Source organism: Segetibacter aerophilus, assembly GCF_007991655.1.
Taxonomy (GTDB): domain Bacteria; phylum Bacteroidota; class Bacteroidia; order Chitinophagales; family Chitinophagaceae; genus Segetibacter; species Segetibacter aerophilus.
Genome location: NZ_BJYT01000011.1, coordinates 98,837 through 113,373 on the forward strand (window position 1 = coordinate 98,837; position 14,537 = coordinate 113,373).

Here is a 14,537-nt window from a genome sequence, read left to right on the forward strand (position 1 = left end):
AAAAGGCTTGCAAAAAGATCCGTAGTAAGAAAAGCAGCATACATAACAAAAGGTACAAGTGAGTGACACAACGATGTTGAATGAAGGGCTCGCGCTTGTATCAAAACCTATATCTCATTGAGCGATACTCCAGCAAACATTATCATCAGCCGAACCGACAGCATTGGAGATGTTGTATTAACGCTGCCAGTGGCGACAGTGCTAAGAAAGTTTTTTCCGGCAATGAAGATTGCCTTTATGGGCAAAGCTTATACAAGACCGGTCATCGAAGCCTGTACCAGCGTGGATGTATTTATTGATATAGACGATTTCATGAGTCGCGAGATAACGATTTTTGGAGAGAAGCCGGCTGCCATTATACATGTACTTCCTATAGCTAAAATTGCACAACGGGCTAAAGAATTGAAAATACCAATGCGGATAGGTACCACCAACAGAATCTATCATTGGTTCACTTGTAACTCCCTGGTAAAACTAAGTCGAAAAAGATCGATACTGCATGAGGCTCAGCTGAACATAAAGCTGCTAGAACCTTTAGGCATTACCAAAGATTTTTCGCTTGAAGAAATTGGTAATTCGTTCGCGCTTAACAACATCCTACCCTTACCGCAGAAGCTGTCAGACTTGATTGACAACCATCGGTACAACCTCATTTTGCACCCCAAGTCGCAGGGCAATGGCCGCGAATGGGGACTTGAAAACTTCATAAGGCTTATACGTCAGTTGGACGGCGATAAATTTAAAATTTTTGTTTCAGGAGTTGAGAAAGAGCGGGCGCAACTAACGTCTATTTTCGAAGCAGCGGGAGATCGTATAACTGACATCACCGGTTTAATGACTTTGCCTGAATTCATGTCTTTTATATCTGCTGCTGACGGGTTGGTAGCAAGTGGTACCGGCCCAATACACCTTGCTGCCGCGTTAGGCAAAAATGCATTCGGAATCTATCCTCCGATTAAACCTATTCACCCGGGAAGATGGGCGCCTTTAGGACCGAAGGCAAAAGCCTTCGTAGTCGATAGATCTTGCAACGATTGCAAGGGAAATAAAATGTCGTGTCATTGCATGGAAGAAGTAAATCCTGCATGGATAAGAGACGCGCTGGACAAAGCTTTTAATGAAAAAACGAGTAAAAAGCAGAAAGGATAAAATGTATTAGGTGGCTGCAGATGACAGTCCTTTGCTCACGACTTCATCCTGCTTTGGACATTTAAATTGCTCTTTTGTCAAAAGGTCAAAAATGAGCTTACACCAAATAACGATACTGAAAACAGCTTTTATTGAATAGGTATCAACGTATTTTTCGGTGATCCATCCAGGCGTGATAAGATCGGTAGAAGTAAAAGAGGTGAATACCAGGCAGAGCCAAAGCAGGTCTTTATTGGTGGTATTGGCAGGCTGAGAGAAATACCAGATCCCAACTCCAACGAGTGCAATTACATAGGTTGGAGACTCTCCGCGATGATTGAAAATAACAATCCAGATTAGTAGCGAGGCCAATATTTGCAGCCGGAAATTATACTGCTTATAGCAGTTGAACTTCAAAAGAGGAATACAAAAAACAATCGCAGCTACCGCTACTGTAGCAATCTTTGAAAAGTTGAGATTGAACCATGAATGCACCAGCCCGATAAATGAAACTCCATAAGATGCTTCATGATCCCATTTCAAAAGATCTATCCAGTTTTGATATTGTTGCAGGAGTTCATTTTTAGAAATGACTACCAGCGGAAGGACTGCGAATACAAGTGTCCAGAAGATGGTGTACAGAACAAAACGAAATTTGTTTGGGTAGAAGACTCCGAGTACTACAGCTACCAGTCCAAATATTTTTATGTAGACAGTTAAGACAATTAATAAAGAGGCTAACCACGGTTTTTTATTTTCGAGAGAATGAAATGCCAGGATGATAAGAGACGCAATGAGCACGTTGGTTTGAACCCATTGCATTGATATTCCAAACTCAAGGAACAAAAACAAAAACAAGAACTTTAGCGAGTCCGGCGCAATTTTAAGTCTTAGCAGTGCATAGATGAAGACACTCGTGTTGATGATGTTGAATATAAAAAGCCCAACCTCATTAGGTAAATAATAAAAAGGTGCCATTAAAACTGAGAAAGTAGGGCTATACTTATACAGATCAAAATACTCCTTTGGATAATATAAGTAGAGATTTTGATTATGGATTAAATGACCAAAAGAGCTCTTAAAAATCACCAGGTTATTATAGTGGGTGTAGACGTCGCCTTGAGAAGCGATAATGCCCTGGATTGTAATTCCCAAAGCCAGCACTATGATTAATATAATAACGTGCTTGAGTTGAATTTTGAGAATAAGTGATTTCATAAGTAGGTTATGCCCTCGACCAGCAGATGGGCAGAAAGCTATTTTATTTTTACAAACATCTTGAAACAAAACAAAAACCTATGCAAAGCCGAGTGTTTTTTTACGCTTAAAAAAGTATCCCGATAGCGTAGAAAAAGTAGGAATCTGTTCAGGTTATTTTCCAGAGAAAAATTTTCGTAAGTCTTAACTAAACTCTGCAGCACTTTTTTTTCTTCATCGAAATGATCAGGACAGGCATTGTAGAAAGCATTCACACGCGTGCGGATTTTGATCTTATCAAGACGTGTTCGTTCTGCCTTTGAAACTTCCCTGTTCTTCTTTCCTTTTCCTCCAATTACTCCCGTTACATTGCCTGCATGCTGCCGATACAAAATCAAAGGCTCAGGAAAATATTTGATTCCACCATAAAAAGTTGACAGGTAAGGAAGCCACCAATCGGGTGGGATAACATCTAAGAAAGGGACAGCCTTGTTAAAAAAAGATTTTGTGAACATTATCGCATGGGCATAGATTCTACAAAAGACTGCCAATTGTAGAGGGTTACTCCACGACCTGAAGTTTACCAAATCAGATATTTTTGTTCCTGTAGGCTCGAGGTTGTCGTTGCAAACCAGCGAGTCACAATAAATGATAGGATGATCTTCAATAGCGGCAGCCATTTTCTTTATCTTATTTTCATCCCAATAATCATCCTGGTCACACAAAGCAATAAGATCACCGCAGGATAAAGAACATCCTTTTTCAAAATTTTTAATGAAGCCAAGGTTCATATCATTAACATAGACTTTCATGTTTGGATGTCGGAGCGCATGCTCATGTAAGATGCTTACCGTATTATCCTTGCTGCCATCGTCGACAGCAATAATTTCAATATTCGAATAGGTTTGGTTGAAAAGAGACTCAAGCTGCTTAGCTAAAAAAGCTTCCCCATTATAAGTGGCCAGTACAATTGAAACAAGTTTTAAAGTTTCATTTGGCGCTACCTCTTTTTCAGTAACCGAATTGTATCGAGGCTTCGAGGAGTTCATGATTTACATTTGCTTTTTCAGCTAGTATTATTTTAGGTCTCAAATATAGCAGAAGATGTTCTTCAGATAATTTATGAAAATAGCAGCAGTCGTAATACTTTATCATCCGACCGAAGATGCAATCTCAAACATTAAAACCTATTACGATTGGGTTGATAAGTTATTTGTGATCGACAACACAGAAACGAAGTCTTTAATACAAGATGATTTATCGCAATTACCAAAAGTCTCCCTATTTCACGACTTTGAAAATGGAGGTATTGCCAAAAGATTAAATGCTGCATGTCGGCTTGCTATTGGTGAACAGTTTGATTGGCTGTTAACGATGGACCAGGATACAAGCTTTGAAGTGAGCACCATCTCAGCTTATCTGGAATGCTTCAACGAATACAAGGGCAAAGAAGAGGTTGCAATGTTCGGAACAAAATTCAGCAGGCATGATCAACCAATTAGTGATGACTGTGCATCAGTAAGAGCTGAAAAGCTGATCACGTCAGGCAGTTTGCTGAATGTGTCCTTGTATGAAAAAATTGGAGGATTTGATGAGCAGTTGTTTATTGATGGCGTTGATTATGATTACTGCTTTCGAGCGCAAATGGCAGGATACCCTGTTGTTCAATTCCCCAACATTTATATCAGGCACACGGTGGGAAACGAGGTGTATAGATCATCTATAAAGACACTGTTCTTATTGAAAAAGAAAAAAGAGATTCACTCTGCTTTGCGCTGCTATTACATGTATCGCAATATGCTTTACCTCGAAGAAAAATACAAAGGCAAGGATAAGATGTACTCAAAGCAAATACGGGGCTACGTTCTATCCCGCGTAAAAGTGACGCTGCTATATGGAAGAAATACCAGGAAGATTTTACAATACTTAAAGCTGGCTAAGAGCGATTTTAAAAATAACAGGATGGGTAAAATAACTAATGACAGGGTAGTGCCTTAAAGCACGACTCATTTTCGACGCAACTTCTTGATATAGAAGCTTAGCATATAAAATGGCAGGAAAAGCAAATAGAGATAAAAGATAGGATCGTACTTGTAAGTCTTAAACACCAACCATTCCACGCCCTTGGGGCTTATATCAGTAGAATGCCGGTTTTTAATCTTGACATTTTTATACCAGAAAAAGATGAAATCGGCAAAGAACTTATTCTTTTCGCGATAGTAAGCGAACCACGATATTTTTCTCTCTTTCCTTAGTGATGTAATATAGGTATTGAAATAACTCTCAATAAAAAGCTCAAAGAAGTTATAACCTGTTTTCTTATTAACTACTTCATGGGCTACCATAAAAGACCTTGAGTAAGTAATTGCTTTTTGCTTTAAAAGAACACTTTCAAATAACAGTTCGGTTTGTAAAAAATTAGTTGTTTTAAACTGGTAGGTTTCCATCACCTTATGGAAGTCCTCTTTCCAAAAACCCACAGCGCCAATCCATGTGCTCCAGAACGATGCGATTTTAAGAAACCCATCTAAGCCAGTGGAATAATGAAACTCTTTCTTCCTTAAGTAAGAAACGCCATTTGGGAAGAATAATACTTCCCTTGTTGAAGCATGGTCTGTCACAATATCAAGAACCTTTAAAAGACCTCCTTCTGAAAACTCGCAGTAGTCATTCAGTAGCTTTAAATATTTTCCATTAGCAATTTTCAAAACCCTAATAATATTTTGATCGGCCCCAATATTTGTTTCGTTGACGAAATATTTTACGTTGTTGAATTGTCTGACAAATCTCTCACACACCTCCCTCGTATGGTCGTTCGAGACATTGTCAGAAATTAACACTTCTACCTGGGGATTATTTCCGGCCTGCTTTACAATACTCTCCAAACACCTTTCCAGGTAAGTAGCCCTGTTATAAGTAGGAATACAAATTGAGAGTAGTATTTCGGGAACCATTATTAAGATTTAATCAGCAATTTAAATAACCAGTTTTCGATATTCCTCCCTAAACTCCCACTTCCACCGTCGATGACTCCAGAGATAATTGAAAGGTTTTTTGCGAATACACTCCTGCAACCAGTCAACATAAATTTTGGTAAGCTTTCCGCGTCCGTAGTCCTGCGGAGTTGTTGTAACCAGGGAAAAGTCGGCGTGGTAATAACCCCTTTTTACTTTGTAGTGATGAACAAAAACGACAGCTGTATTATTAATCCGCGCACTTTTTTCAGGACCAGTGACGAAGGGAGTAAGCTTACCAAAAAAAGGAAGCCAGAAACTTTGACCCGTATTTGGAGGGTTTTGATCGGCATATAAGCCAAGCGCATACCGACCTTTTGCCAATTGGTGAAAGGTTGTTTTAAAATCATAGGTAGACAACATAATGCTGTGGTATCTCTGTCTCAAGTTTAATATAAGCTTGTCGATTGCCTTATTACTAACCTGCTTATAAACGCCGATAAAAGGATAAGGCGCATATTTTGGAACAGCCCAGTTCATGTATTCCCAGTTGAAAAAATGGCCGGAATGAATTTGCACGTTCTGTCCCGAGTCGTAGAGGTCTTTAAATATCTCGAAGTTGCCGCTTATTCGTTTAGAAAATTCTTTATCTGAAATCGATAAAAACTTGAGTGTTTCAATGAAAGTGTCAATGAAATTGTGGTAGAATTCTTTTGCAATCCTCACTCTTTCTAAAGCTGTTTTCTCTGGAAATGCCCTTTGCAAGTTGTCCATCACTACTTTTCTCCGATACTTAAAAACATAATAGAGCAACACATACACAAAGTCGCTCAGCAGGTACAATACCCTCCACGGAAGCAGTGAGAAGACATACAAAAATCCATATAGAACAGAATACATCATGTAGCAAAAAGGTGTTCAAAAAGGTTCAAAGTAAAGCTCTTACCTATTACTATTTCCGGGCGCTAAAGAATTGTCAGAGCTTGGGACCACATTAGGGCTTTGTAATGTCGCTTCTTTTTTAAACCCAACATTGTAAATAATCATCAACCAAACTACCAAACAAGGCAAAGCTTTTAAGGCATAGGTACGAATGATATTGTGTTTAATAATTTGGGGGACTAAATCCGTGGAAGAAAGACTGGTTACGATAAGAACGAATACGAGGGCAGCAATTTCGTAAGCGGTTGCTCTATGCATATTTAGTACAAACCAAATAGCCACCCCAACAGTAGCAATAACATAGGTTGCAGACTCAGCCCCGGAACTGAAGATGACGACAGAAATAAGCGCAAGACCCAGGTAGTACAACTGGTACACAAGGTTAGAATACAGGTTAAGCCTTAACAGGGGCAAACCAAGAAGAACAACTGCCGGTACAAGCACAAATAGGTTCGATATTTCAGATGAAATTCCGGTTCTCCTGATAATTCCCATCACAGATAGGTCTTGCATATTTACTTCGGTGTGAACCATATTCAGCAGGTTCTTCTCGGCAATCGTATTCATCCAGTCCTTGTAAGTCTGTATGATGAAAGCCGGGGACGAGATAAGCATTGGCAAAACAAACAGCACTGCCAGCCAAAACAGAAAAGAACCGGTAAACTTTATTTTGTTTTTTGAGAAGAGAAAAAACAGGATGCCTACTACTCCATAGATTTTAGCTAAGATGCCAAGAGCAAGAAAAAAAGCTGCCCAAAAATCTTTCCCTTTTTGAACGAATGTGTAGGAGAAAATAATGAGCGCCGCTACGATAGCATTAAATTGAACATTGTGGCCGGCTGTCATGAAATCGATCGCCGAGATAAGAAAAACAGTTTTGATTGCTTTTTCTGACAAGGGTAATTGCCTGATCGCTACAAATAAAACAAAGGCATTAAACATGACCCATAAAATCACACCTAACCAATCGGGTAAAATAGCAAACGGAGCAATTATAAAGCTGAAAATGGGCCCGTATAAATTATGATCCTGGTATTCGTCGGCGTAGTAGAGATATAAATTCTTTTGATGAAGAACGTGCCAGAAAACATTTTTAAAAATCAGGTAGTTGTTGATGCTGTGATGCAGTAGTTCGGCAAGAACCGCGATAAGAGCTAACGTAAACCAAAGAACATACACAAAAGGCACCTTACGATTACCACCAAAGCTTACGTCTTTAAAGAGGAAATTAAACGACAATTGAGTGTATTAGAGCGTTATTTTAGTTACAGGGAAATTTATCCTACCTCAGCATTGTTTTGCTTTTCCGCTTTCCACCACCTGAAGCCTATATAACCAACGATAGTAAAGGGTGCAAGCATTAGGTAAATGATTCCTGAGTTTAATCCCTGCGCGCGCTTTTCTCCCAATTGGCCTGCAGTCTTGGTACAAATAGAGCATTGTGCCTGCGCAGTATTAAGCATTGCAGCAAATGTTACCAGCAGAAAAAACACTATCAATCTCACCTTTTTCATAAATAAAATTTCAGTGACAAAGTTAAATGCAAAAACAATTTGAAAAAGTTATAGTTGCCTCGAAAAACTGCAGGACTATCGGCCCTACAGGTCTCCTAACTGCGGTCGTATAACAATGTCTTCAACAATGGCTGATGAAGAAAGTTGACTGCTTGCAAAAATCATTTTAGCTACATCATTCGCTTCCATAATTCTTTTCCGGTCAATGTCTGAACCTTCCCAGCTTCCGGTAAATGTTGCACCTGGTAGCACAGCAGTTACTTTTATTCCGTGAGGTTTCATTTCTTCACGCAAGTGTTTCGTCAGCCCGTACAGCGCAAACTTACTGATGCCATAAGAACCAACATTTGGCAAAGGTTGAAATGCAGCAATTGAACAGATGTTAAAAATGTGGCCACTTTTCCGTTCGATCATAGAAGGGATTAAAGCCCGGCAAAGGTGATACGAACTGTAGACATTTACTTCCATCATTTTTTCGATGGTTCCGTCTTTTTCCTCATAAATAGTTCCGGGAACAAAATAGCCTGCATTATTTACCAGCACATCCGCGGTAATTTTCGAATCTACTACCCACTTTCCAAAATCTTTAACCTGCTGGCCATCTCCAATGTCTACTGCTTTGGTAGTAACTGACACCGCTGGAAATCTTTTTAGAAAATCATTTTTCATTTCCTGTAAATCACCCTCGGTTCTTGCACAAGCAATAATATTATATCCTGCAGCGGCAAATTGTTCCGCGGCTGCGCGCCCCATTCCTTTGGTAGCCCCGGTGATAATAACATTCATTTTTTTTGTTTTTAATTAGCTTGCAGGCAAAACTAAGTAAATAGAACCCGAAATTGTAGTGAATGACTTACCAGCATCTTTTCTTCGATCTTGACCATACCCTATGGGATTTTGAAACCAATTCTAAAGAAACACTTCAAGACCTTTTTCTGCTACATAAACTGGATGAAACGGTCACGACAGACTTTCAACTTTTTTACGAGAAATATTCATTTCACAATAAACGTTTGTGGCACCGATATAACCATGGCTTCATCAGGCAGGAAGAATTAAAGTGGAAACGGATGTGGCACACTTTGCTGGAATTTAAAATTGGCGACGAAAATTTTTCAAAACAGTTGAGCCAGGAGTACCTTGAAATACTTCCGAACAAAAAAGCCCTCTTTCCGCATACCGACGAAATACTTAATTACCTCGCAAACAAAAATTACAAACTACACCTTATCACTAACGGGTTCGAGAAGGTGCAATGGCGTAAGCTTGAAAACGCCAACATTGGCAAGTACTTTTCTACGGTAATCACCTCTGAAACTGCCTGTAGTCTAAAGCCGCACAAAGAGATTTTTGATTTTGCAACCAACAAGGCAGGCTGCTGCTACACTGAAGGCATTATGATCGGAGATAATTTAGACGCAGACATTCTTGGGGCAATGAACGCAGGCATGGATACAATTTTTGTAAATCATATAAGGGAAGAAACAACCCTTAAGCCAACCCATATTATCTATCACCTCAGGGAATTGGAAGATATATTATAGCTCCGTTTGCAGGTGGTAAACAGGTAGTGATTGGACAAGTTCGAGGTAGCCAGCTTTAAGTACAACCATTGGCAGCCGTTGCGTCGCACTATTGTACTTTTTTTATTCTATTCATCCAATTACAATTGTTCTAAAAGTAAGGTTTATCCTCGCGGAGGTAACTTTTTTAGTTGGTGGTAAACGATGCAACCAGTTCGTTTGTGTAGCACCTTTCATTACTAATAAGCTGCCGTTCTCCAGCATTACTGAAACAGTCTCTTTCGTTTGTTTGTGTTTGAATAAAAACTTTCTTTCTGCTCCAAAGCTCACAGAAGCAATCGCAGAATTTTTTCCAAGTGTTTGCTCATCGTCGCTGTGATAGGCCATCCCTTCATCTCCATTGTGATATAAATTCAGCAAGCATGAATTGTACGTTTCGCCTGTAATTTTTTCAACCTTTGCTTTTAACTCCGCTAATTCCTTCGTCCATGGCACTGCCTGTTTTGTGGTGTTAGAATAGGTGTAGGCGTAAGCACCGTCGCCATACCAGGCTGCCTTTCTTTTGGTAATGATATGCTTGCCAAACATAATCGCTTCATCATTTTTCCAATCGATCGTGTTGAATAGCTGATCAAAATAATGCAGGGATTCGCTTCGCGAAAAAACCCTGCCGTAATAGTTGGCAACCCCATCGCCAGGCAGCAGGTTAGTTATGATGTCTGTATTAAATAAGTCCATTCTTTCTATTGATTAATAAACACGCATCAGGTTTTTGTCAACTCACATTTACTCACACCGCATCTGGATCTTGATCACCTCAAACAGTTGACAAATTTAAAATGTTCAACTGCCTTTCAAGTCGTAATTTTTTAATGAGGTAGCTAGTGTTCGATTGAAGATATAGATGAATAAAAAGAAAATGTACAAGAGTGCGACGCAACAAAAGCTTAATAGTAGTATGGATGTTTTGGTACTAAAAAACAACTTACCTCATAATTCCGGTTCTTCGCGCTTTTGCAAAAACTGTTTAAAAAGCTTTAAGCTGCTAAAACAAAAAGAGGTTATCATTTTTGATAACCTCCGCACAAAGCAGTCAGAAATTGTAGCGGACAAACTTTGCAAAGACTAGACTTTTGCAGCTTGCATTTTAACATGAATGTCTGCATCGGGAATGATATACAAACCGGAGTCGGCGTTGCTATATTTTGTCATGCCCCATTTGGTCCTATCTATTTTTAGCGTGGCTTCCACCTGCAGGCTATCACCTTTATAAGCAATTTTTGCGGGAAAAGTAATGGGATGAGTTTGACCAACAAGGCTAAGATTGCCGGTTACTAATTTGTTTGCACCTGCAACAGCTCCTTTCACGGAGCCATCAAGGGTTTCAACTTTTTCAATCCTAAATTCGGCGTTGGGATGCAAGGCGATATTAAAGAAGTCGGCGCTCTTAAGATGGTTAAGCAACTGCGGTTTTACTTCGGCCGGCAGATCGAAATTATCAATAGAAGAAATTGGAATAACAAAGGTTCCGGCCTGTATATCTCCATCTGACCTTGTCAATAAAGAACCTTCTATCTTGAACGAGCCTACATGAAAATGATCTGGTGCAGAACCCTTCCATTCCGCAACAGACGAGGACGTGTTGACTTTATAAATTCTTTCTTCGCTTTTTAATTTGTTACAAGCTATTGTTGCTGCTAACGCAATTAGTGCTGCTGATAAAACCTTTCTCATGTTTTTTAATTTGATTGTTATCTTAATTTTTTATGTGATTAGATGTTGATGTGACCATACGAAAATGTTGAGCAGCATCAACAGTAGCAAAGGCTTTTGCATGAACCCCTCTTTTTGAAGGATAAACATCATTAGAAAACGTAAGAGCGGTAACGACAGGAACTTTTCCTATTAAAAATATATGTGATAAGACATCACATATTCACGGGTAAAAATGTTTTATGTAAGAATAAGTACCGAACATAAAGGCGCATAAAAAAAGCCCTGTAAGAATTTACAGAGCTTTCAAATAAAACCTAATAGAAGATTTTGGATCTCGTTTTATAAAGTTGCCAGCACAGTAACTCCACCCTTTACAAGCTGGTTTAGCTGAACATTTACTTTGGTGCCAACCGGCAATATAACATCGACACGGCTACCGAATTTAATGAAGCCTAGTTCGTTGCCCTGGTGCACTTCTTGGCCCACGGACAAGTAATTGATAATGCGTTTTGCAAGTGCACCGGCTATTTGCTTCACCAATACTTCTGCTTTGTCATTCTTAATCACTACGCTGTGTCGCTCGTTTTCCGTAGAAGACTTCGGGTGCCACGCTACCAGGTATTTACCCTTATGATATTTGTTGTAAACTACTTCTCCGCTTACAGGATTGCGGTTCACGTGCACATTGGCTGGACTCATGAAAATACTTACCTGCAGTCTTTTATCTTTAAAATATTCCTCTTCCAAAATCTCTTCGATAACCACCACTTTACCGTCCGCCGGGCAGATCACTTCTCTTTCGCCCTTTGTTAACGAACGATAAGGGATCCTAAAAAAAGAAACAATAAACAGGAATAAAATGGCTGAAGCAATGAAGATAATTGTAGCCGTTTTAGGATAGTTATCTCCCAGGAAAATGAATGAGGCAATATTGATTAACCCAAATATTAAGGCAGCAAATCCAATACTTTTATATCCCTCTTTGTGAATAGTCATCAATGGTAGTTATGGTGCAAATATAGTAATTCAATATAGTCGTAACTGCAAACCGCTTTTAAAGTCGTTTCCGTCATCAGTTAACGTTAAAAGTAAGAAGTGGCATCAAGACATATTGGTACTCCTCCAAACGAAATTCTACCTAGTTTCTTATAGGCTTACCGCTTTTTAATACGCTCTGAATTCTCTCGAGTGTTTTTCTTTCGCCACACAAACTTAAAAAAGCCTCCCGCTCAAGGTCAAGCAGGTATTGTTCGCTTACTAATGTTGGTTCACTTAAGTCTCCGCCACACATTACATAAGCAAGTTTGCGAGCAACTTTCGCATCGTGGTCCGTTGCATAGTTTGCTCTCCACATTCCGTTGATGCCCGCGTACAGAGCGCCTAATGCTGAACGACCCAACACTTTAATGTCTTTCCTATGGATCGGAGTAATGTATCCTTGTTCGGATAATTCAATCACACTTTTCTTAGCTTCCGCAATTCGTCTCGATTGATTCATTACAATCTCATCAATACCTTTTCTAAACACACCCATTTCAAAACCTTCAAAACCACTCGTTGCAACTTTTGCCGTTGCTATATTGAAAAAACGATTCTTTAGCGTGTTTGTTTCCGGTTCATCTTCGTGCATTTCATCTGCTGCCCGCAAAGCAAACTCTTTTGTTCCCCCACCGCCCGGTATCAAACCAACACCCAATTCTACAAGTCCGATATAGGTTTCTGCAGCAGCACAGACTTTATCAGCATGTAAGTTCATTTCGCAACCACCACCCAACGTTAATCCGTGAGGTGCAATGACCACAGGAACAGAAGAATGACGAACACGCATCATTGTATTTTGAAACATCCTAATGGCCATATCCAATTCGTCGAATTCTTCTTCGACTGCAAACATGAAGATCATTCCTACGTTTGCCCCTGCGCTAAAATTTGGACCCTCGTTAGCAATCACCAATCCTCTAAAATTTTCTTCTGCCAATCCAATTGCTTTGTTTACACCTTCCAATACTTCACTCCCTATGCTGTTCATTTTTGTTTTCCATTCAATGCCCAACACCTCGTCGCCGATGTCATAGACAGTGCACGAACTATTCTTCCAAACCGTTTTCTCTTTGAAATTGTTCAATACTAAGAAAGCCTCTGCTCCTGCAATTGGCTTGTATGATTTTGACTTTACGTCATAAAAAAGCCTTTTCCCGTTTTCAACTTTATAAAATGAAGTTGATCCGCTTGCTAACATTTCTTCGACCCATCCTGCCGGTTGAACGCCGGCCGCTTTCATAGCGGCAACCGTTTTATTTACGCCCAGCAAATCCCATGTTTCAAAAGCACCAATCTCCCATCCAAAGCCTGCCATCATTGCATCATCAATTCTAAATACCTCGTCACTGATTTCGGGAATTCGGTGAGAGATATAACTAAACAAACTGTAATGGAACTGCCTGTAAAACTCGCCTGCTTTGTCTTGGGCAGCACTCAACATTTTTATTCTGGTAGGCAAATCTTCAATCGGTTTTGCCGCGTCTACACTTGCAAATTTCGGTTTGCTTCGCAGGCCATATTCAAATGTTTGAAGGTTTAATACGTGAATATCTTTTTCGCCCTTTTCGTTTCGGGTCTGCATCTTTTTGAAGAAGCCCTGGCCCGTCTTATCTCCTAACCAATTGTTCTCTGTTATCTTTTGCAGCCATGCAGGAACGGTTAATGTTTCTAAAGCCTCGTCACTTTTGCAGTTGTCAGCGATTCCTTTTGCCACCTTAACGAGGGTATCAATCCCAACTACGTCAGCAGTTCTGAAAGTAGCCGACTTTGGCCTGCCAATGATTGGCCCTGTTAAAGCATCTATTTCGTCGATGCTCAGTTGCAACTTATCCATCAGTTTAAAAATGGACATAATGCTGAACACACCAATCCGGTTAGCAATGAAGGCGGGAGTATCTTTAGCAAGTACTGTTGTCTTGCCAAGATACAAGTCGCCGTAGTTCATTAGAAAATCCACCACAGCCGGATCTGTATATGGCGTAGGAATAATTTCAAGCAGCCTGAGGTAACGCGGTGGATTGAAAAAGTGAGTTCCGCAAAAATGCTTTTTAAAATCTTCGCTACGCCCCTCAGCCATCATATGAATAGGAATACCGGAAGTATTGCTGGTGATTAAAGTTCCCAGCTTGCGGTATTTTTCTACATCGGTAAAAACTGCTTGTTTTATGTCCAACCTCTCCACTACCACTTCGATAATCCAATCACAACCAGCAATGTCTTTCATGTTATCAGTGAAGTTGCCGGTGGTTATCCTGTTGATGACATCCTTGATATAAACGGGAGATGGATTGCTTTTAACAGCGGCAGCGAGGGCCTCATTCACGATCCTGTTTTTGACAGCAGGATGATCGATGCTTACACCTTTTGCCTGTTCAGCTGCATTCAATTCTTTTGGTGCTATATCAAGCAATAATACCTGCAGTCCAACACCTGCAAAATGACACGCAATTCGACTTCCCATAACACCACTTCCTAAAACAGCAACTTTTTTGATCGTTCTTTTCATATAGAAGAAATTGTTC

General features: G+C 39.8%; 14 protein-coding genes. 3 read left to right on the forward strand and 11 right to left on the reverse strand.

The window, feature by feature from the left end; translation table 11 throughout:
* Positions 1–117 precede the first annotated feature (117 nt).
* Complete coding sequence (locus SAE01_RS15010) at positions 118–1,149, forward strand: glycosyltransferase family 9 protein (RefSeq protein WP_147204603.1); 1,032 nt, start codon at positions 118–120, stop codon at positions 1,147–1,149.
* 6 nt (positions 1,150–1,155) lie between these two features.
* On the opposite strand, the gene SAE01_RS15015 is transcribed toward SAE01_RS15010, so the two are convergent.
* The gene (locus SAE01_RS15015; RefSeq protein WP_147204604.1) at positions 1,156–2,346 is read right to left on the reverse strand and encodes a glycosyltransferase family 87 protein; all 1,191 of its coding nucleotides are present in this window, start codon (positions 2,344–2,346) and stop codon (positions 1,156–1,158) included.
* Between the two features lie 38 nt (positions 2,347–2,384).
* Positions 2,385–3,374, reverse strand: a complete 990-nt coding sequence (locus tag SAE01_RS15020) for a glycosyltransferase family 2 protein (RefSeq protein ID WP_147204605.1) — start codon at positions 3,372–3,374, stop codon at positions 2,385–2,387.
* 73 nt (positions 3,375–3,447) lie between these two features.
* On the opposite strand from SAE01_RS15020, the gene SAE01_RS15025 reads away from it, so the two are divergent.
* Complete coding sequence (locus SAE01_RS15025; RefSeq protein ID WP_147204606.1) at positions 3,448–4,323, forward strand: glycosyltransferase family protein; 876 nt, start codon at positions 3,448–3,450, stop codon at positions 4,321–4,323.
* 8 nt (positions 4,324–4,331) lie between these two features.
* Here the strand turns inward: SAE01_RS15025 and SAE01_RS15030 are convergent, their stop codons facing one another.
* From SAE01_RS15030 to SAE01_RS15050, 5 genes are all read right to left on the reverse strand, one after another.
* A complete protein-coding gene (locus SAE01_RS15030; protein WP_147204607.1) occupies positions 4,332–5,279 on the reverse strand; it encodes a glycosyltransferase family 2 protein in 948 nt (315 codons plus the stop codon).
* A 21-nt stretch (positions 5,280–5,300) separates the two neighbouring features.
* Positions 5,301–6,182: a lysophospholipid acyltransferase family protein gene (locus tag SAE01_RS15035; RefSeq protein WP_246113251.1), complete on the reverse strand. Its 882-nt coding sequence runs from the start codon at positions 6,180–6,182 to the stop codon at positions 5,301–5,303.
* 39 nt (positions 6,183–6,221) lie between these two features.
* Entirely contained in the window at positions 6,222–7,460 is a 1,239-nt protein-coding gene (locus SAE01_RS15040; RefSeq protein ID WP_147204608.1) for a glycosyltransferase family 87 protein, read from the reverse strand.
* A gap of 38 nt (positions 7,461–7,498) precedes the next feature.
* Positions 7,499–7,735, reverse strand: a complete 237-nt coding sequence (locus SAE01_RS15045; RefSeq protein ID WP_246113252.1) for a CAMCR motif-containing small membrane protein — start codon at positions 7,733–7,735, stop codon at positions 7,499–7,501.
* An 84-nt stretch (positions 7,736–7,819) separates the two neighbouring features.
* The gene (locus SAE01_RS15050; RefSeq protein WP_147204610.1) at positions 7,820–8,521 is read right to left on the reverse strand and encodes an SDR family NAD(P)-dependent oxidoreductase; all 702 of its coding nucleotides are present in this window, start codon (positions 8,519–8,521) and stop codon (positions 7,820–7,822) included.
* Between the two features lie 62 nt (positions 8,522–8,583).
* Between SAE01_RS15050 and SAE01_RS15055 the strand changes: the two genes are divergently transcribed.
* Complete coding sequence (locus SAE01_RS15055; protein WP_147204611.1) at positions 8,584–9,279, forward strand: YjjG family noncanonical pyrimidine nucleotidase; 696 nt, start codon at positions 8,584–8,586, stop codon at positions 9,277–9,279.
* Between the two features lie 111 nt (positions 9,280–9,390).
* Here SAE01_RS15055 and SAE01_RS15060 read toward each other — a convergent pair whose 3' ends face one another.
* The 4 genes from SAE01_RS15060 to SAE01_RS15075 form a co-directional block, all read right to left on the reverse strand.
* On the reverse strand, positions 9,391–9,996 hold the full coding sequence (locus SAE01_RS15060) for an alpha-ketoglutarate-dependent dioxygenase AlkB family protein (RefSeq protein WP_147204612.1): 606 nt from the start codon (positions 9,994–9,996) through the stop codon (positions 9,391–9,393).
* 387 nt (positions 9,997–10,383) lie between these two features.
* A complete protein-coding gene (locus SAE01_RS15065; RefSeq protein ID WP_147204613.1) occupies positions 10,384–10,992 on the reverse strand; it encodes a YceI family protein in 609 nt (202 codons plus the stop codon).
* A gap of 321 nt (positions 10,993–11,313) precedes the next feature.
* Positions 11,314–11,970 carry a phosphatidylserine decarboxylase family protein gene (locus SAE01_RS15070; RefSeq protein ID WP_147204614.1) on the reverse strand — a complete coding sequence of 219 codons (657 nt, stop codon included), beginning with the start codon at positions 11,968–11,970 and terminating at the stop codon, positions 11,314–11,316.
* A 142-nt stretch (positions 11,971–12,112) separates the two neighbouring features.
* Positions 12,113–14,521, reverse strand: a complete 2,409-nt coding sequence (locus tag SAE01_RS15075; protein ID WP_147204615.1) for a 3-hydroxyacyl-CoA dehydrogenase/enoyl-CoA hydratase family protein — start codon at positions 14,519–14,521, stop codon at positions 12,113–12,115.
* Between the last annotated feature and the right edge of the window lie 16 nt (positions 14,522–14,537).

What these genes read in the sequence shown, in the direction of transcription:
- SAE01_RS15060 (WP_147204612.1), bottom strand. Translation starts at nt 9,996, where the DNA reads ATGGACTTATTTAATACAGACATCATAACTAACCTGCTGCCTGGCGAT.
- SAE01_RS15045 (WP_246113252.1), bottom strand. Translation starts at nt 7,735, where the DNA reads ATGAAAAAGGTGAGATTGATAGTGTTTTTTCTGCTGGTAACATTTGCT.
- SAE01_RS15075 (WP_147204615.1), bottom strand. Translation starts at nt 14,521, where the DNA reads ATGAAAAGAACGATCAAAAAAGTTGCTGTTTTAGGAAGTGGTGTTATG.
- SAE01_RS15065 (WP_147204613.1), bottom strand. Translation starts at nt 10,992, where the DNA reads ATGAGAAAGGTTTTATCAGCAGCACTAATTGCGTTAGCAGCAACAATA.
- SAE01_RS15055 (WP_147204611.1), top strand. Translation starts at nt 8,584, where the DNA reads ATGACTTACCAGCATCTTTTCTTCGATCTTGACCATACCCTATGGGAT.
- SAE01_RS15020 (WP_147204605.1), bottom strand. Translation starts at nt 3,374, where the DNA reads ATGAACTCCTCGAAGCCTCGATACAATTCGGTTACTGAAAAAGAGGTA.
- SAE01_RS15025 (WP_147204606.1), top strand. Translation starts at nt 3,448, where the DNA reads ATGAAAATAGCAGCAGTCGTAATACTTTATCATCCGACCGAAGATGCA.
- SAE01_RS15070 (WP_147204614.1), bottom strand. Translation starts at nt 11,970, where the DNA reads ATGACTATTCACAAAGAGGGATATAAAAGTATTGGATTTGCTGCCTTA.
- SAE01_RS15050 (WP_147204610.1), bottom strand. Translation starts at nt 8,521, where the DNA reads ATGAATGTTATTATCACCGGGGCTACCAAAGGAATGGGGCGCGCAGCC.
- SAE01_RS15015 (WP_147204604.1), bottom strand. Translation starts at nt 2,346, where the DNA reads ATGAAATCACTTATTCTCAAAATTCAACTCAAGCACGTTATTATATTA.
- SAE01_RS15030 (WP_147204607.1), bottom strand. Translation starts at nt 5,279, where the DNA reads ATGGTTCCCGAAATACTACTCTCAATTTGTATTCCTACTTATAACAGG.
- SAE01_RS15035 (WP_246113251.1), bottom strand. Translation starts at nt 6,182, where the DNA reads ATGATGTATTCTGTTCTATATGGATTTTTGTATGTCTTCTCACTGCTT.